Consider the following 15,874-nt stretch of genomic DNA (forward strand, 5'->3'; position numbering starts at 1 on the left):
CCTGGTCGGTGGATGGGTTCGTCGGTATCGGAGAGCCGGTCATTTCGGCGCCATCCGGATCGCGCCGTCGAGGCGGATCGTCTCACCGTTGAGGTAGCCGTTCTCGACGATGTGCAGCGCGAGTGCGGCGTACTCGTCGGGACGGCCGAGGCGGGCCGGGTACGGCACCTGGTGCCCGAGGGACTCCTGCGCCGCCTCGGGCAGTCCGGCGAGCATGGGCGTCTCCATGATGCCGGGTGCGATCGTCACGACCCGGATCCCGAAGCGCGCCAGCTCGCGGGCGATCGGTAACGTCATCGAGTGCACCGCCCCCTTGGACGCGGCGTAGGCGGGCTGGCCGATCTGTCCGTCGAAGGCTGCGACGGACGCGGTGTTGATGATGACGCCGCGGTCTCCGGCGCCGTCGACGGGATCGCCGTCCGGGTCGTTGTGCTGCATCGCGTCGGCGGTGAGCCGGATGACGTTGAAGGTGCCGAGGACGTTGACGCGCAGGACGCGTTCGAAGGCCCCGAGGTCCGCCGGGCCGTCGCGGCCGAGCACCTTCGCCGGTGGCGCGATGCCGGCACAGTTCACGACGACCCGCAGCGGTCCACGCGACACCGCCGCTTCGACCGCCGCCTGCACCTGCTCACCGTCGGTGACGTCGGCGGGCACGAAGGTCGCGAACCCGCCGAGTTCCTCGGCCCGCTCTGCCCCGGGTGAGCCGGGGAGGTCGACGAGCACGACGCGCGCGCCGGCGCCGGCCAGCCGCGTCGCGGTCGCGAATCCGAGTCCCGAGGCGCCGCCGGTGACGATCGCCGAGCTGCCGGTCACATCCATGTCGTGGTTCCCTTCACCTGGTGGGCGCGCCCGTCAGAGTCGCTCGATGATCGTCGCGTTGGCCATACCGCCGCCCTCGCACATCGTCTGCAGACCGTAGCGGCCGCCGGTCGCCTCGAGCTGGCCGAGGAGGGTGGCGAGGAGCTTCGTCCCGGAGGCGCCGAGCGGGTGCCCGAGGGCGATCGCCCCGCCACGCGGGTTGAGCCGGTCGTCGTCCACCCCGAACTCGCGTTGCCACGCGAGCGGGACGGAGGCGAACGCCTCGTTGACCTCGAACGCGTCGATGTCGTCGATGTCGAGCCCGCTGCGCTCCAGGATGCGGCGGGTCGCGGGGAGGATGCCGGTGAGCATCTCGATCGGGTCGCTCCCGACCGCGGCGAAGGAGACGAAGCGCGCACGCGGCGTCAGCCCCAGCTCGAGCGCCCGGACCTCGCTCATGATGAGCGCGGCGGAGGCGCCGTCGGTGAGCGGTGAGGCGTTCCCCGGCGTGATCCGCCAGGCGATCTCGGGGAAGCGCGCCGCGAGCCGCTCGTCGCGGAAGACGGCGGGGAGTCCGGCGAGCGCCTCGGGGGTCGTCCCGGCACGGACCGTCTCGTCGGTCGTGACGACGGAACCGTCGGGGAGGGTGACGGCGACGACCTCGCCGTCGAACCCGCCGGACGCCCAGGTCGCGGCGGCGCGCTCATGGGAGCGGGCGGCGAAGGCGTCGAGCTCGTCGCGGCTGAGGTTCCAGCGGGCGGCGATGAGTTCGGCGGAGACGCCCTGGCCGACGAGGCCATCGGGGAAGCGGGCTCGGAGGGCGGAGCCGAAGGGGTCTGCGCCCTGCACGTTGGAGCCCATCGGCGCTCGACTCATCGATTCGACCCCGCAGGCGATGACGACGTCGTTGCCCGCCGACATGACGCTCTGGGCGGCGAAGGTGGTGGCCTGCTGGCTGGAGCCGCACTGCCGGTCGATGGTGGTGCCGGGCGTCTCCTGCGGGAGGCCTGCGGCGAGCGCCGCGTTCCGCGCGATATTCTGCCCCTGCTCGCCGGACTGGGTGACGCAGCCGGCGTAGACGTCCTCGACGACCGCGGGATCGATGCCGGTCCGCTCCACGAGCGCGCGGATCGTGCCGGCGAGGAGGTCCGTCGGGTGCACGGCGTTCAGCGCACCGCCCGGTTTGCCCCGGCCGGACGGCGTCCGGATCGCGTCGACGATCACTGCAGTGCGCATGGCCATCTCCTTCGAGGTCTGCGTCCACCCTAGGCCTGGCGCCTGCGCGGAAGGCGGCAGTTGTGGCCCTTCGACAAGCGAGGGGCCGGAACGTCCGTGTCCGCTGGACCGGCCCGACGATCCGCGGTCGGCGCCACGTACGATTGAGCGGTGGCCGACCCGAAGATCCTCCTCTACTACGCGTTCGCTCCCCTGGCGGACCCGGAGGCGATCCGGCTGTGGCAGCGCGACCTTTGCGAGTCGCTCGGTCTCCGTGGTCGCATCCTCATCTCGAAGGACGGCATCAACGGCACCGTCGGCGGCGAACTCGACGCCTGCAAGCTCTACGTCCGGAAGACGAAGGAGCACCCAGCGTTCCGCGACCTCGATGTGAAGTGGAGCGACGGCTCCGGCTTCGACGAGGACGACCCCGTCCGCACGGCCAGGCACCGGCCCGCGCCCTGGCGTCGGAGTAGCGACTTCCCGAAGCTCAGCGTGAAGGTGCGCGAGGAGATCGTGTCCTTCGGCGCCCCCGGCGAGCTCGTGGTGGACGAGCACGGCGTCACCGGCGGCGGGGTCCACCTGCAGCCGACGGAACTGCATGAGCTCGTCGCGGAGCGCGGCGACGACGTCGTGTTCTTCGACGGCCGGAACGCGTTCGAGGCCGAGATCGGTCGGTTCGCCGGCGCGGTCGTCCCCGACGTCGCGACCACCCGGGACTTCGTCGCCGAGCTCGACAGCGGCAAGTACGACCACCTCAAGGACAAGCCGGTCGTCACCTACTGCACGGGCGGCATCCGCTGCGAGGTGCTCTCCGGACTCATGCGATCGCGAGGGTTCGGCGAGGTGTACCAGCTCGACGGCGGCATCGTCCGGTACGGCGAGCAGTTCGGCGACGACGGCCTGTGGGAGGGATCCCTGTACGTGTTCGACAAGCGTGGCTCGCTCGAGTTCAGCGATCACGCGGCCGTCATCGGGCACTGTGTCGTCTGCGACGCGTCGACCAAGCACCTGCAGAACTGCGCGGACCCCTCCTGCAAGACGCAGTTGGTCGTGTGCGAGGCGCACGCGGACGGGCCCGACGGCGGCCCGCGATGCGCCGTGCACGCAGGGTCCGACGCCTCCACCGATGCTCGCACCGGCCAGCCCGCCTGATCCGCCACCGTCATGACCGCCCACTTCCGCCTCCGCACCGAGCTCGCCGGGACGATGCAGCAGGCCTTCGACCTCTCGCGGTCGATCGACGCCCACCTCGGCTCGATGGCGGACACCGGTGAACGGGCGGTCGGCGGCGTGACCTCCGGGCTGATCGGTCCCGGCGAGACCGTCACCTGGCGGGCGAGGCACTTCGGTGTGTCGTGGACGATGACGAGTCGGATCACCGCGTTCGAGGAACCCCACCGGTTCACCGACGAACAGGTGTCCGGTCCCTTCCGGACGTTCCGCCACGTCCACCTCTTCGAACCACTCGAGCGACCGATGGGGACGGCGCGGACCATCATGCTCGACGACGTCACGTTCTCGGCGCCGTTCGGTCCGCTCGGCCTCGTGGCCGAACACGTCGCGCTCACCCGGCACCTGCGACGGCTCATCGAGTCGCGGAACCGGTGGTTGGCGGAGGCACTTCGACAGGCTCAGTGACCGAAAGGTGCGGCTCAGTGACCGAAAGGTGCGGCTCAGTGACCGCAGAGGGTGGCTCAGTGACCGGAGGGTGTGGCGGTCCGGTCCCTGAGCCTGTCGAAGGGCGGATACCTCGACATCGAGACAACCCGACACCCGTCGTGCCGCGCCCTGACCGCGCACATCCGCCCCTGCCAAGATGGAGCCATGGGTGCTCGCACGAAGTCGAAACTGGCCATCATCGGGGCGGGGAGCGTCGGTTCGTCCCTCGCCTACGCCTCGCTCATCCGCGGCAGCGCCCGGCGGGTGGCGCTCTACGACATCGACGGCAAGCGCGCCTCGGCCGAGGTCCTCGACCTCGCCCACGGGACGCAGTTCACCGGGTCGAGCAGCATCACGGGCGGTGACGACATCTCGGTCGTGGCCGACGCGGACGTCGTCGTGATCACGGCCGGCGCGAAGCAGGAGCCCGGCCAGACCCGACTCGACCTCGCTGGAACGAACATCCGAATCCTCGAGCAGCTGCTCCCGAAACTCGTCGAGCAGGCGCCGGACGCCGTCTACATGCTCGTCACGAACCCGTGCGACGTCCTCACCGTCGCCGCCCAGCAGATAACGGGGCTGCCGCGCGAACGCGTCTTCTCCTCCGGCACCGTCCTCGACACCTCCCGGCTGCGCTGGTTGCTCGCTGAGCACGCGGGTGTCGCGACCTCGGCGGTCCACGCACTCATCGTCGGCGAGCACGGCGACAGCGAACTGCCGCTGTGGTCGCAGGCGACCATCGGCCCCGTCCCGATCCTCGACTGGGAGCTGCCCGACGGATCGCGCTTCACGGAGCAGCAGCTCGACGAGATCGCGGTCGACGTCCGGACGGCCGCCTATCGCGTCATCGAGGGCAAGGGCGCGACGAACTACGCGATCGGGCTCTCCGGTGCACGCATCGTCGAGGCCATCCTCGGCGACGAGCACGCCATCCTGCCGGTGAGCACCGTGCTCGACGGGTACCACGGTGTCAGCGGGGTCGCCCTGTCGGTGCCGAGCATCGTCGACCGCTCGGGCGTGCGGTCGGTGGTCGAGGTCGCGATGTCGCCGCGCGAGGAACAGCAGTTCGCCGACTCGGCCGCCGCCGTCCGCGCGTCGCTCGACTCGCTCGGGCTGTAGCAGCCGACCTCGTCCTCGGCTCCGCCGTCCCTGTCTCAGGAAAGGTGCGGCGCGTCGCCCCGATGCGAGCCCGCCACGCCGGGCATCTCCTGAGACGGGGCCACAGGCGCCTGCACCGGGATCTCCCCCGAGCGGCCGATGCGCAACCGGTCTCGGCCCCGATAGCGTTGCGGGACGAGGCGCGGATCCGGCCGCGCCCCTGGGGAGGTACCGGATGACCGCTGGCGTGACGATCGAGTTCGACGGACTCTCGAAATCCTTCGGGGCGGTGCAGGCGGTCGACGACCTGACGTTCCACGTGGAACCGGGCAAGGTCACCGGTTTCCTCGGCCCGAACGGCGCCGGGAAGACCACGACCTTGCGTATGCTGCTCGGCCTCGTGCAACCGACGTCCGGGAGCGCGACGTTCGGCGGCGTCCCCTACGCCAAGCTGCCGGTGCCTGCCGCGACCGTCGGCGCGGCTCTCGAGGCGGCGAGCTTCGTCCCCGGCCGCACCGCCCGCAACCACCTGCGCGTGCACGCCTCGGCAGCGCGTCTGCCGGCGAACCGAGTGGACGTCGTGCTCGCGCAGGTCGGGCTGCTCGACGTCGCGGACCGACGCGTCGCCGGGTACTCACTCGGCATGCGCCAACGGCTCGGCCTCGCGACCGCGCTCCTCGGCGACCCCGGTGTGCTCGTCCTCGACGAGCCGATCAACGGGCTCGACCCCGAGGGGATCAAGTGGATCCGCGGCTTCCTCACCGCGCTCGCGGCCGAGGGTCGGACCGTCCTCATCAGCTCGCACCTGCTCAGCGAGGTGCAGCAGTCCGTCGACGAGGTCGTGATCATCGCGAAGGGGCGGCTCGCGCACGTGGGCACCCTCGCGAGCCTCGACGCCGCCGACACCCTCCGCGTCGTCGTGAACTCGCCGGAGCACGAGCGGCTCGCCACGGCGCTGACCGCCGCGGGGTACACCTTCGACCAGGCTCGCGCAGGGCTCATCGTGCACGACGTGGAGGCGATCGACATCGGCCGGGTCGCGCTCGCCGCCGGCATTCCACTCAGTGCGTTGTCGCGGCATCGATCAGGGCTCGAGGATTCGTTCCTCGCGCTCGTCAGCGGTGGGGAGGACCACGCATGACCTCACTTCTGGCAGCCATCCGCTCCGAGTTCCTCAAGGTGTTCACCACCCGCGTGTGGTGGGGCCTCGCGCTCATCCTGTTCGTGTACGTCGGTTTCGCCGCGGCCGGGGCCGCACTCCTCTTCGCCAACGTCCCGGGCGCGGCCGAGTCCAGCGGGGCCGGAGCGCAGGCGACGAGCGAGATGCTCACCCAACCCGGTCTCATCTACGGCTTCGCGACGAGCATCGGCTACGTCTTCCCCGTCCTGCTCGGTGCGCTCGCCACGACCGGCGAGTTCCGGCATCAGAGCCTGACGCCGACGTTCCTCGCCAACCCGAACCGCGGTCACGTCCTCGTCGGCAAGGTCCTGGCGCTGACCGGGGTCGGCGCACTGTACGGCGTGATCGCGCTTGTTGCGTCCGTCGGTCTCGGCGGCGGCGCCCTGGCGATCAGCGGCATCGATCCGATGCTGGCCGACTCCGACACCTGGGCGCTCATCGGCCGTGCGGTGCTCGCGATGGCCCTGTGGGGTGCGATCGGTGTCGGTCTCGGGGCGGTGCTGCCGAGCCAGGTGGGCGCGATCATCGTCGTGCTGGCCTTCACGCAGTTCGTCGAGCCGCTGCTGCGCCTCGCCTCCTCGTTCTCGGAGGTCACCGCGTCCATCGGCCGGTTCCTGCCGGGTGCTGCGACGGACGCCCTCGTCGGGCCGAGCTTCTACACGATGATGTCGGCGCAGCAGGACGCGCTGACCTGGTGGCAGGGCGGACTCGTCCTCCTCGGTATCGGGGTCGTCGTCGCGCTCATCGGCTACGCCACGACCTGGCGCCGCGACGTCACCTAGGCACGGCGCGCGATGGCTCGCACCAGGCGGCCCCTCGGCGGGGAGGCGTAGGCTCGACGGACAGCCACCGACCGGTCACCGCACCGGAGACAGGAGCACCATGGGCCGCGCATACCTCGTCGAGCAGGTCGAGCACGAGGGTGGCAAACCCACCCGGACGGTCGACCTCCGCGACCTCCCCGACGCCTCGCTGCCCGACGCCGCCGTCACCGTCGACGTCGAGTACTCGAGCATCAACTACAAGGACGCCCTCGTCCTCACCGGGAAGCCGGGCGTCGTGCGGTCGTTCCCGATGGTCGCGGGCATCGACCTCGTCGGTGTCGTCGCGGCGTCGAGTGATCCCGCTTGGAGCGTCGGCGACCGCGTGGCCCTGTTCGGCGACGGCCTGAGCGAGACCCGGTACGGCGGGCTGTCCGAGCGGGCGAAGGTGCGTTCCGATGCGCTCGTCCGCGTCCCCGACCACGTCTCGAGCGCACAGGCCGCCGCGATCGGCACAGCCGGGTACACCGCGGCCCTCGCCGTGCTCGCGCTCGAGCACGGCAGCGCGACCTCCGGGGCCGTCCGCGTCGGCGGGCTCCCCGTGCTCGTCACGGGAGCGGGTGGCGGCGTCGGAGGCATCGCGATCGCACTGCTGGCCGCCGCCGGCTTCGAGGTCACCGCCTCGACGGGGCGGGTCGACGAGCTGGGTGACGCCCTGCGGCGGCTCGGTGCGACGTCGATCGTCGACCGCGCCGAGTTCGCCGAGGCCGGTCGCCCGCTCGGCAGCCAGCGCTGGGCGGGAGCCGTCGACTCCGTCGGCGGTCAGACGCTCGCGACGGTCCTGTCGCAGGTCGAGTACGGCGGGACGGTCGCCGCCTGTGGTCTCGCCGGTGGGTCCGATCTCCCGACGTCGGTCATGCCGTTCATCCTCCGCGGAGTCACGCTCGCGGGCGTGAACTCCGTCGAGGCACCGCTCCCCCTGCGGCAGGCCGCCTGGGAGCGCGCTACCACCGCGCTGGACCTCGATGTCCTCGACACCCTGACCGAGACGGTCCCCCTCGCCGACGCGACGGATGCGGCGGAGCGGGTCCTCGCAGGCTCGGTCCACGGCCGGATCGTCGTCGACGTCCGCGCCTGATCCCGCGTTCGCAACTCAGGACGGACCCGGCGTGTCACGCCCCAGGTCGGGTCGCTGACGGCCGACACACCGGCACGCTCCTGAATTGCGAACAGCCGGAGGTGAGTCTTCTCCGCGTTCACAACTCAGGACGGACCCGGCGTGTCACTCGGCTGGTCACACGATCCACGGCCGACACACCGGAACGCTCCTGAGTTGTGAACGCAGGAACGCGACAGCGGCCGGTGCCCGAAGGCGACCGGCCGCTGCCGACGGGACTGCTGAGACTCAGTAGCCGGCGGTCGACATGACCGAGCCGAGCGCGACGGCGTAGAAGATGCCGCCGATGATGCCGAGCACGACGAGGATGATGCCGATGATGACACCGATCTTGGCGAGCTGGTTCGGGTAGCCGGCGTCCTTCGACTGCTTCTGCGCGACGAGGCTGATGATCAGGCCGACGAGCGGCACGACGATCGCGAGGATGAGGCCGACGAGGCCGAGCGTCTTGCCCGGGTAGTCGGCGGGCAGGGCGCCGCCCGGCTGCTGCGGGGCGTTGTACTGGGGTGCGTTGGTCATGATGGTTCCTCTCGAGGATGGTAGATGCGCCACGGGCGCGAGCCAACAGTAGTGGGTTAGGTACCCGACAGGCGATGGGGACAACTCCCCAATCGCCCGGATGTCATCGGATTACGGGCAGGTGATGGTGGTCGTGCCGTCGGTGTGGACACCGCTCCCGAGGGACGCACACGCCTCGTTGAACGCCGCTGCGCCGATGGCGATGCCGGCGATGATCGCGATGACGCCGAGCACGATGAAGACGATGGAGAGGATGAGGCCGACCTTCGCGGGCGTGTTCTTGACGCCGGCGTTCTTGGACTGCACGAGCGCGACGATGCTCAGGACGAGACCGACCGGCGTCGCGACGAAGGCGAGCACGAGCCCGACGATGCCGAGCGTCTTGCCGGCGGTCGCGTCGCCGGAGGGAGCTGCGCCGCCGGAGTACGCGGGAGCGGAGCCGTACTGATCCTTCGGGGGCTGCGGCGCCTGGGGAGCCTGCGGCGGCTGGCCGGGGTACTCACCGGGAGGAGGAGTCGACATGGCTGTGGTCCTTTCGAACAGGCGGATCTGCGGAGGTTCGAGCGCGCCCAGAATACCGGTCAGACGTCGTTTTGTGCCCTGTTCGAGGGAAATGGTTGCGAACGGCCCTGATCAGCGCCAGGATGCGCTGGCACCGCGCCCACGATCCGGTTCGGGCACGGATCCGGATCCGGACACGGATCCGGACACGGATCCGTATACGGATCCGGCCGAGACCGCCGTGCGTCCGGCAGCTCGTCCTAGTGCAGGTCGAGGGCCGCGATGAGCTCGGCGCTGCGACGGGTCGTGATGATGAGCCGCGAGTACTCCGCGTCTTCGAGATCGATGACGACCGACGGTTTGGTGCCCTTGATGACCAGGAAGTCCATGCCACCGTGGAACTTCCACTGGCCGATGGCGAGCGTCAACGGGATCGCGGTGCCGGGCGCTCGGATGCCCCGGACCCAGATCCACGGGTCGTCGGTGATGGTGGCGGAACGGATGCTCGACCGTGGTACGACGACGTTGCTCCGACGCAGCGAGAGCGCTTTGTCGTACGCGGACAGCTCGATCTCCAGTCGGTCGGGGTGCAGACGCAAGGAGGCCATGCCTCTAGTCTGCCAACCCCCACCGACGTTCGCGTTGCCGGAAGTTCACAAAGCGGTAACGCATGCCCTGTGCGACGGCCGACGTCGGCGGCGGGGCGACCGTCCGACTCAGCGGATGGCCGCCGCAGCCGCGCGGGCCGCCGCGGGCAGGGCGTCGACGATGCGTCCGATCGCCTCGTCGTCGTGCGCCGCGGAGACGAACCAGGCCTCGTACACGCTCGGCGGGAGCGACACCCCGGCGTCGAGCATGCGGTGGAAGAAGGCCGGGTACCGGAAGGCGTCCTGCCGCAGGACCGCGGCGTAATCGGTCGGTGCCGTCTCGCTGAAGGCGAAGGAGAACAGGTTCCCGGCGCGTTGCACGGTGTGCGCGACCCCGGCCTCCGTGAGTGCGTTCGAGGTCGCCTCGGACACGATCGCGGCCGCCGCGTCGACCCGACGGTAGACGTCCTGGTCGGCGAGGCGCAACGTCTCGATGCCGGCGGCGAGGGCGACCGGGTTCCCCGAGAGCGTCCCGGCCTGGTAGACCGGGCCGGTCGGCGCGAGCAGATCCATGAGCTCGGCGCGTCCACCCAGCGCGGCGAGGGGCATGCCGCCGCCGATGACCTTGCCGAAGGTGAAGAGGTCGGGCTGGTACACACCGACGGGGATGCTGATGGCACCGGTCGAGTTGGCGACGGCGTGGTTGCCGGCCTCCCAGGCCTCGGCACCCGGGACGGGCTCCGTGCCCGGCGCGACGGCGGCGAGTCCGCGGTTGTCGAGTCCCCACCAACCGGCGGAGGAGACGCGGAACCCGGTGAGCACCTCGTCGATGATGACCAGCGCGCCGTACTCGTGCGCGAGCTTCACGACGCTCGCGTTGAACCCCGGAGCCGGCGGGACAACGCCCATGTTGGCGGAGGCCGCCTCCATGATGATCGCGGCGATGTCCTGGCCCCGCTCGGCGAAGACCTCGCGGAGTGCCGACCGGTCGTTGTACGGGACGACGATCGTCTGGGCGGCCGTCTCGGCGGTGACCCCGGCGGACCCCGGCAGGGCGAGGGTCGCGACGCCCGATCCCGCTTCGGCGAGCAGGCCGTCGGAGTGGCCGTGGTAGTGACCGGCGAACTTCACGATGAGACTGCGACCCGTGGCACCGCGCGCGAGGCGGATGGCCGTCATGGTCGCCTCGGTGCCGGTGGAGACCATGCGCAGCTTCTCGATCGGCGCGACACCGGACGCCTGGACGCGCTCCTTGACGAGCTCCGCGAGTTCGGTCTCGGCCGGGGTGGACGCGCCGAAGGAGAGACCGCGGGCCGCAGCGGCCTGCACGGCCTCGACGACCTGCGGGTGCGCGTGTCCCAGGAGTGCGGGGCCCCACGCGCTCACGAGGTCGACGTACTGCACGCCCTCGGAGTCGGTGATGTAGGGGCCGGTCGCGGACACCATGAACCGCGGCGTACCGCCGACGGAGCGGAAGGCGCGGACGGGCGAGTTCACCCCGCCGGGGATCGATCGCTGGGCTCTGACGAATGCTGCGTCGTTCATCGGGTTCCTCCTGCACGCAGGCCGCGCGCCTCATTCAACCAACCGGCGAGTTCGACGGCCCAGTAGCTCAGGACGACCTCGGCTCCGGCGCGCTTGATGGACAGCACCGACTCCTCGATCGCGCGTCGACGGTCGATCCAGCCCTGCCGGGCGGCGGCCTCGATCATGGCGTACTCACCGGACACCTGGTACGCCCAGACCGGGATCGACACCGTGTCCGCCACGTCGGCCAGGACGTCGAGGAAGCTCCCCGCGGGCTTCACCATGACGATGTCGGCGCCCTCGGCCTCGTCGATGAAGGCCTCGCGCAGACCCTCACGACGGTTGGCGGGGTCGAGCTGGTACGTGCGGCGGTCGCCCTGCAGTTGCGAGTCGACGGCCTCGCGGAACGGCCCGTAGAGCGCGGATGCGAACTTCGCCGAGTAGGCGAGGATGATCGTGTCGTCGAACCCGGCGGCGTCGAGCGTCTCGCGGACGGCGGCGACCTGGCCGTCCATCATGCCCGAGAGCCCGAGGAGGGCCGAACCCGACTCGGCCTGGGCCAGCGCCATGTCGCGGTAACGGTCGAGCGTGCGGTCGTTGTCGACGCGCCCGCGATCGTCGAGGACGCCGCAGTGTCCGTGATCGGTGAACTCGTCGAGGCAGAGGTCGGTCTGCACGACCAGGGCGTCGCCCACCTCGGCGACGAGCGCACGGGTGGCCACGTTGAGGATGCCGTCGGGGTCCGTCGCGCCGGAACCCACGGCGTCGCGCTCGGCCGGGACACCGAAGAGCATGACCCCACCGATGCCGGCCGCGGCCGCCTCGGCCGCGGCGCGCTTCGCGCTGTCGACGGTGTGCTGCCGGACGCCCGGCATCGAGGAGATCTCGACCGGCTCGGAGACGCCCTCCCGAACGAACATGGGGAGCACCAGCTCCGCCGGGTCGAGTCGCGTCTCGCTGACGAGGCGACGGATGGCCGGCTGCTGCCGGAGACGACGGGGACGGGTCTCGGGAATGCTCACCCGTCCAGCCTACGCGCCGCTACCGACCCGCCCTCCCGGTTCGCGCAGGGCGTGAAGCCGGTCAGCGGTTCTCGTCGCCGGCGTCCTCGTCGCGCTTCTGGCTGAGCGCCACGGACACGATCGCCTCGATCAGCGAGTCGACCGTCTGCTGCTCCGCCACGACGTCGACCCGGAGCCCGTAGCCTCGGGCGTCACGAGCCGTGCGGGGTCCGATCGCGGCGATGACGGTGCTCTCGGGGATCTCGGGGAACTGCGAACGGACCTGCTCCGCCACGCTGCCCGAGGTGACGAGGATGGCACGCACCCGGCCGCTGGCGACGTCGGCGACGATCTTCTCGGCGACCGGGACACCGACCGTGCGGTAGGCGACGACGGACTGGACGTCGTGCCCGGCCGCGATCAGGCCCTCCGTGAGGAGCGGCTTGGCGATGGCCGAGCGGAGCGTGAGGATGCGCTTCGGGTGCGGTTCGAGCGCCGTGAGCTCCTGCACCATGCCCTTGGCGGAGTTGTCCTTCGCCGGCACGAGGTCGACGCTGTAGCCGACGGCGGTGAGTGCGGCAGCGGTGGTCTCGCCGACGGCGGCGACCCTCGTCGTCTCGGGGATCCGGATCCGCTGCGAGGACAGCACGTCGACCGTGGTCGCGCTCGTCACGGTGAGCCAGTCGAACTCGCCCGCCTCGAGCGCCGCGAGCGCGGTCCCGAGGGTCTCCGGGTCGTCCGTGCTGGCGAAGTTGATCATCGGGGCGACGACGGGCGACCCACCCTTGCCACGGACCGTCCCGGCCACCGAGTCGCCCCACGGACCGCCGCGCGGCACGAGGACGCGCCACCCGCCGAGCGGCTTGGTGGCGGTGGGAACGGTGTTCGACTTCGTCCAGTCCTTCACGCAGCGCCTCCCAGCGGGGCGAGGTCGGCTGCGCCGGCCTCGATGAGCTCGTCAGCGAGCGAGACTCCCAGCGCGTCGGCCGCTTGCAGCAGCTCCCGCCCGTGTCCGTCGCCGGAGAACCCCTCCGCGCGGCTCTCCCGGTGGATCATCTCGGTGCCGTCGAGCGAGTAGACGGCGGCCTGCAGCACAAGGTCCTCGTCGTCGAGCCACGCTGCGGCGCCGACGGGAGCCGAGCAACCGGCCTCGAGTCGACGGAGCACGGCCCGTTCCGCCGTGGCCTGCCATCGGCTCGGCGCGTGGTCGAGCAGCGCGATGGAACCGGCGATGGACGACTCGTCGTCGTCGAGGCACTCGATCGCGAGCGCCCCCTGCCCCGGCGCGGTCGGCCAGGTGTCGAGGTCGAAGAGCCCGGTGACGGCGTCGAGCCGTCCGAGGCGGGTGAGACCGGCGGCCGCGAGGACGACGGCGTCGAGGTCGTCGTCGATGCGGCGCAGGCGGGTGTCGATGTTGCCGCGGATGTCGACGACCTCGAGGTCGGGCCGGATGCGCTTCAGCTGAGCGATCCGACGCGGTGAGCCGGTGCCGATCCTGGCCCCCTGCGGCAGCTCGTCGAGCGAGCGGTCGTCCGAGGCGCACAGGGCGTCGCGTGGATCCTCGCGCATCGGCATGGCGGCGATCGTGAAGCCCTCGGCCGGAGCCGTCGGGAGGTCCTTCAAGGAGTGCACGACGAGATCGCACGCGCCGTCGAGCAGGGCGTCGCGAAGCGCGTTGACGAACACGCCCGTCCCGCCGATGGTCGAGAGCGACTCACGACTCGTGTCGCCCTGCGTCGTGACGGTGACGATCTCGACATCCTCACCGGTGGCCGCCGTGAGGGCGTCGGCCACATGACCGGTCTGCGCCAGCGCCAGGGCGCTGCCGCGGGTTCCGATACGAAGGGTCATGGGGCGATCCCCGAGAACGCCGGTTTGAAGCCCAGCCGGGCGTTCTCGCAGCACCCGGGGCGGCAGACGTCGTACCAGGGGCCGAGGTCGGTCATGTGCGGTCGTTCCTCGACGGGCGTGCCGTCGCGGCGCTCGAGGACGAGGTCGACGAGTCCCTTGACGTAGGCGGCGGCGGTGCCCGGCGTCGGGACGCGGACGGCGGCCAGGCCGTGTTCGCCGGCCGTCTCGATGGCCTCGTTGTCGAGGTCCCACATGACCTCCATGTGGTCGCTCACGAAGCCGAGCGGCACGATGACGATCGCCTTGCGGCCGGCGGCGGGCAGCTCGGCGATCGCGTCGTTGATGTCGGGCTCGAGCCACGGCATGCTGGGCGGGCCCGACCGGGACTGGTAGACGAGCTGCCACGGCACCGAGACGCCGCTGCCGACCGCGCCACCGAGGACACCGGCCTCACGGAGCTGGTCGATGGCGTTCGCCATGACGACCTCGGCCACCGCGAGGTGCTGGGCCTCGTACGCCCCGTGGTCGCCGAAGCCGCGGAAGTCGGGGCCGGAGCGCGCGGCGTCGCCGGTGGGGATCGAGTGCGTCGCGAAGAGCACCTCGATCTCCGTCTCGGCGGAGAGCTCGGGCTGTTCGCGCAGGTACTCGGCGATCGCCTCACGGACACCGTCGATGAACGGGGTCACGAAGCCGGGGTGGTCGAAGAACTGACGCACCTTGTCGATCTGGATCTCGCCCTGGAGGTTCGTCTCGTCGACGGCGATCGCGAAGTCCTCGCGGTACTGCCGACAGCTCGAGTACGAGGAGTAGGCGCTCGTGGCGATCGCGATGAGCTTCGTGAAGCCGCGCTCGTGCGCCTCGGTCAGCGCGTCGCGCAGGTACGGATCCCAGTTGCGGTTGCCCCAGAGGACCGGGAGGTCGATGCCACGGGACGCGAGTTCGAGCTCCAGGGCCGCCTTGAGCGCACGGTTCTGGTCGTTGATGGGGCTGACGCCGCCGAAATGGCGGTAGTGGTGGGCGACCTCTTCGAGACGCTCCTCGGGGATCCCGCGCCCGCGCGTGACGTTGCGGAGGAACGGGATGACGTCGTCCTGGCCCTCGGGCCCGCCGAAGCCGGCGAGGAGGATGGCGTCGTAGTCCGTCGGCTCGGAGACGTGCTCAGGACCGGCCGCTGCGGCGTCGGTCGCGCCGCGGACGATGCGCTCGGGGGCCTCGGCTCCGGTGCTCCCCAGGTTCATGGCTGCCATCAGCGCACCACTTCCAATGCCTCGGCGGGCGTGATACGGCGGCCCGTGAAGAACGGCACCTCTTCGCGCACGTGGCGGCGAGCTTCGGTGTTGCGCAGGTCGCGCATGAGGTCGACGAGTTCGACGACGTCGTCGGCCTCGAGCGGCAGGAGCCACTCGTAGTCGCCGAGGGCGAAGGAGGCGACGGTGTTGGCGAGCACACCCGTGAACGCCGCACCCTGACGGCCGTGCTCGGCGAGCATCTTGCGACGCTCCTCCTCCGGCAGGAGGTACCACTCGTAGCTGCGCACGAAGGGGTACAGGCAGAGCCAGCCCTTCGGCTCGATGCCGCGGAGGAACCCGGGGACGTGCTGCCGGTTGAACTCGGCGTCGCGGTGGACGCCCATGGCGTTCCAGGTGGGTGCCAGCGAACCGAGGATGGCGGTGCGGCGCAGCTCGCGGAGACCGGCCTGCAGGCCCTCGGCGGTGTCGCCGTGGAGCCACAGCATGAGGTCGGCGTCGGCGCGGAGGCCGGAGACGTCGTAGATGCCGCGCAGGGTCACGCCCTGGGCTTCGACGAGTGCGATGGATGCTTCGAGTTCGGAGACATGCTCTTCGCCGAGCGGCAGCGCACTCGCCGGCTCGCGGCGCAGGACAGCCCAGAGGGTGAATCCTGAGGGGCCAGTCGGGGTGGCTGAGTCGGTCGGGTGGTGCGATGCCTCGGCAGAGGCCGGGTGAGTCATAGTCCTATCCTCACCCAGTTCGGTCGAT

17 protein-coding genes are annotated in these 15,874 nt (G+C 70.9%); 6 read left to right on the forward strand and 11 right to left on the reverse strand.

Annotated elements, in window-relative coordinates:
- Positions 1-39 precede the first annotated feature (39 nt).
- Both QRN44_RS01820 and QRN44_RS01825 read right to left on the reverse strand, forming a co-directional pair.
- A complete protein-coding gene (locus tag QRN44_RS01820; protein WP_071260445.1) occupies positions 40-819 on the reverse strand; it encodes a 3-hydroxyacyl-CoA dehydrogenase in 780 nt (259 codons plus the stop codon).
- A 33-nt stretch (positions 820-852) separates the two neighbouring features.
- On the reverse strand, positions 853-2,034 hold the full coding sequence (locus QRN44_RS01825; protein ID WP_121292126.1) for a thiolase family protein: 1,182 nt from the start codon (positions 2,032-2,034) through the stop codon (positions 853-855).
- Positions 2,035-2,184: 150 nt separating this feature from the next.
- Here QRN44_RS01825 and trhO point away from each other — a divergent pair, with 150 nt between their 5' ends.
- The 6 genes from trhO (at position 2,185) to QRN44_RS01855 (ending at position 7,852) form a co-directional block, all read left to right on the forward strand.
- Complete coding sequence (gene trhO / locus QRN44_RS01830) at positions 2,185-3,168, forward strand: oxygen-dependent tRNA uridine(34) hydroxylase TrhO (protein ID WP_082915982.1); 984 nt, start codon at positions 2,185-2,187, stop codon at positions 3,166-3,168.
- 12 nt (positions 3,169-3,180) lie between these two features.
- Positions 3,181-3,654 carry an SRPBCC family protein gene (locus QRN44_RS01835; RefSeq protein WP_121292124.1) on the forward strand — a complete coding sequence of 158 codons (474 nt, stop codon included), beginning with the start codon at positions 3,181-3,183 and terminating at the stop codon, positions 3,652-3,654.
- A 186-nt stretch (positions 3,655-3,840) separates the two neighbouring features.
- Positions 3,841-4,794 carry an L-lactate dehydrogenase gene (locus QRN44_RS01840; RefSeq protein ID WP_064294901.1) on the forward strand — a complete coding sequence of 318 codons (954 nt, stop codon included), beginning with the start codon at positions 3,841-3,843 and terminating at the stop codon, positions 4,792-4,794.
- 214 nt (positions 4,795-5,008) lie between these two features.
- Positions 5,009-5,914, forward strand: coding sequence for an ATP-binding cassette domain-containing protein (locus QRN44_RS01845; RefSeq protein WP_121292121.1), 906 nt, complete (start codon positions 5,009-5,011; stop codon positions 5,912-5,914).
- Positions 5,911-6,735 (forward strand): ABC transporter permease subunit, encoded by an 825-nt coding sequence (locus QRN44_RS01850; protein ID WP_285038144.1) that lies wholly within the window; start codon positions 5,911-5,913, stop codon positions 6,733-6,735. Before QRN44_RS01845 ends, QRN44_RS01850 begins: the two co-directional genes overlap by 4 nt.
- A 100-nt stretch (positions 6,736-6,835) precedes the next feature.
- Complete coding sequence (locus tag QRN44_RS01855) at positions 6,836-7,852, forward strand: MDR family oxidoreductase (protein ID WP_285038145.1); 1,017 nt, start codon at positions 6,836-6,838, stop codon at positions 7,850-7,852.
- Between the two features lie 267 nt (positions 7,853-8,119).
- Here QRN44_RS01855 and QRN44_RS01860 read toward each other — a convergent pair whose 3' ends face one another.
- The 9 genes from QRN44_RS01860 to hemQ all read right to left on the reverse strand — a co-directional run bounded on the left by QRN44_RS01860 (position 8,120) and on the right by hemQ (position 15,846).
- Positions 8,120-8,410 (reverse strand): hypothetical protein, encoded by a 291-nt coding sequence (locus tag QRN44_RS01860; protein ID WP_064294905.1) that lies wholly within the window; start codon positions 8,408-8,410, stop codon positions 8,120-8,122.
- Positions 8,411-8,521: 111 nt separating this feature from the next.
- A complete protein-coding gene (locus QRN44_RS01865; RefSeq protein WP_121292115.1) occupies positions 8,522-8,932 on the reverse strand; it encodes a DUF4190 domain-containing protein in 411 nt (136 codons plus the stop codon).
- 239 nt (positions 8,933-9,171) lie between these two features.
- The gene (locus QRN44_RS01870) at positions 9,172-9,519 is read right to left on the reverse strand and encodes a hypothetical protein (RefSeq protein ID WP_064294907.1); all 348 of its coding nucleotides are present in this window, start codon (positions 9,517-9,519) and stop codon (positions 9,172-9,174) included.
- A 108-nt stretch (positions 9,520-9,627) separates the two neighbouring features.
- Positions 9,628-11,043, reverse strand: a complete 1,416-nt coding sequence (hemL, locus tag QRN44_RS01875) for a glutamate-1-semialdehyde 2,1-aminomutase (protein ID WP_071260452.1) — start codon at positions 11,041-11,043, stop codon at positions 9,628-9,630.
- Positions 11,040-12,047, reverse strand: coding sequence for a porphobilinogen synthase (hemB, locus tag QRN44_RS01880; RefSeq protein ID WP_285038146.1), 1,008 nt, complete (start codon positions 12,045-12,047; stop codon positions 11,040-11,042). Before hemB ends, hemL begins: the two co-directional genes overlap by 4 nt.
- 61 nt (positions 12,048-12,108) lie before the next feature.
- Positions 12,109-12,933 (reverse strand): uroporphyrinogen-III synthase, encoded by an 825-nt coding sequence (locus QRN44_RS01885; protein WP_071260454.1) that lies wholly within the window; start codon positions 12,931-12,933, stop codon positions 12,109-12,111.
- Positions 12,930-13,877 (reverse strand): hydroxymethylbilane synthase, encoded by a 948-nt coding sequence (gene hemC / locus QRN44_RS01890; protein WP_121292111.1) that lies wholly within the window; start codon positions 13,875-13,877, stop codon positions 12,930-12,932. Before hemC ends, QRN44_RS01885 begins: the two co-directional genes overlap by 4 nt.
- Positions 13,874-15,124: a ferrochelatase gene (locus QRN44_RS01895; protein WP_064294912.1), complete on the reverse strand. Its 1,251-nt coding sequence runs from the start codon at positions 15,122-15,124 to the stop codon at positions 13,874-13,876. Before QRN44_RS01895 ends, hemC begins: the two co-directional genes overlap by 4 nt.
- Entirely contained in the window at positions 15,124-15,846 is a 723-nt protein-coding gene (hemQ, locus tag QRN44_RS01900; protein WP_064294913.1) for a hydrogen peroxide-dependent heme synthase, read from the reverse strand. The genes QRN44_RS01895 and hemQ overlap by 1 nt, the downstream gene beginning before the upstream one ends.
- Positions 15,847-15,874 lie beyond the last annotated feature (28 nt).

The organism is Plantibacter sp. lyk4-40-MEA-4, from assembly GCF_030209415.1.
GTDB classification, from domain to species: domain Bacteria; phylum Actinomycetota; class Actinomycetes; order Actinomycetales; family Microbacteriaceae; genus Plantibacter; species Plantibacter flavus_A.

What these genes read in the sequence shown, in the direction of transcription:
- QRN44_RS01845 (WP_121292121.1), top strand. Translation starts at nt 5,009, where the DNA reads ATGACCGCTGGCGTGACGATCGAGTTCGACGGACTCTCGAAATCCTTC.
- hemC (WP_121292111.1), bottom strand. Translation starts at nt 13,877, where the DNA reads ATGACCCTTCGTATCGGAACCCGCGGCAGCGCCCTGGCGCTGGCGCAG.
- QRN44_RS01850 (WP_285038144.1), top strand. Translation starts at nt 5,911, where the DNA reads ATGACCTCACTTCTGGCAGCCATCCGCTCCGAGTTCCTCAAGGTGTTC.
- QRN44_RS01870 (WP_064294907.1), bottom strand. Translation starts at nt 9,519, where the DNA reads ATGGCCTCCTTGCGTCTGCACCCCGACCGACTGGAGATCGAGCTGTCC.
- QRN44_RS01865 (WP_121292115.1), bottom strand. Translation starts at nt 8,932, where the DNA reads ATGTCGACTCCTCCTCCCGGTGAGTACCCCGGCCAGCCGCCGCAGGCT.
- QRN44_RS01820 (WP_071260445.1), bottom strand. Translation starts at nt 819, where the DNA reads ATGGATGTGACCGGCAGCTCGGCGATCGTCACCGGCGGCGCCTCGGGA.
- QRN44_RS01895 (WP_064294912.1), bottom strand. Translation starts at nt 15,124, where the DNA reads ATGGCAGCCATGAACCTGGGGAGCACCGGAGCCGAGGCCCCCGAGCGC.
- QRN44_RS01840 (WP_064294901.1), top strand. Translation starts at nt 3,841, where the DNA reads ATGGGTGCTCGCACGAAGTCGAAACTGGCCATCATCGGGGCGGGGAGC.
- QRN44_RS01825 (WP_121292126.1), bottom strand. Translation starts at nt 2,034, where the DNA reads ATGCGCACTGCAGTGATCGTCGACGCGATCCGGACGCCGTCCGGCCGG.
- QRN44_RS01860 (WP_064294905.1), bottom strand. Translation starts at nt 8,410, where the DNA reads ATGACCAACGCACCCCAGTACAACGCCCCGCAGCAGCCGGGCGGCGCC.
- hemL (WP_071260452.1), bottom strand. Translation starts at nt 11,043, where the DNA reads ATGAACGACGCAGCATTCGTCAGAGCCCAGCGATCGATCCCCGGCGGG.
- QRN44_RS01855 (WP_285038145.1), top strand. Translation starts at nt 6,836, where the DNA reads ATGGGCCGCGCATACCTCGTCGAGCAGGTCGAGCACGAGGGTGGCAAA.
- hemQ (WP_064294913.1), bottom strand. Translation starts at nt 15,846, where the DNA reads ATGACTCACCCGGCCTCTGCCGAGGCATCGCACCACCCGACCGACTCA.
- QRN44_RS01835 (WP_121292124.1), top strand. Translation starts at nt 3,181, where the DNA reads ATGACCGCCCACTTCCGCCTCCGCACCGAGCTCGCCGGGACGATGCAG.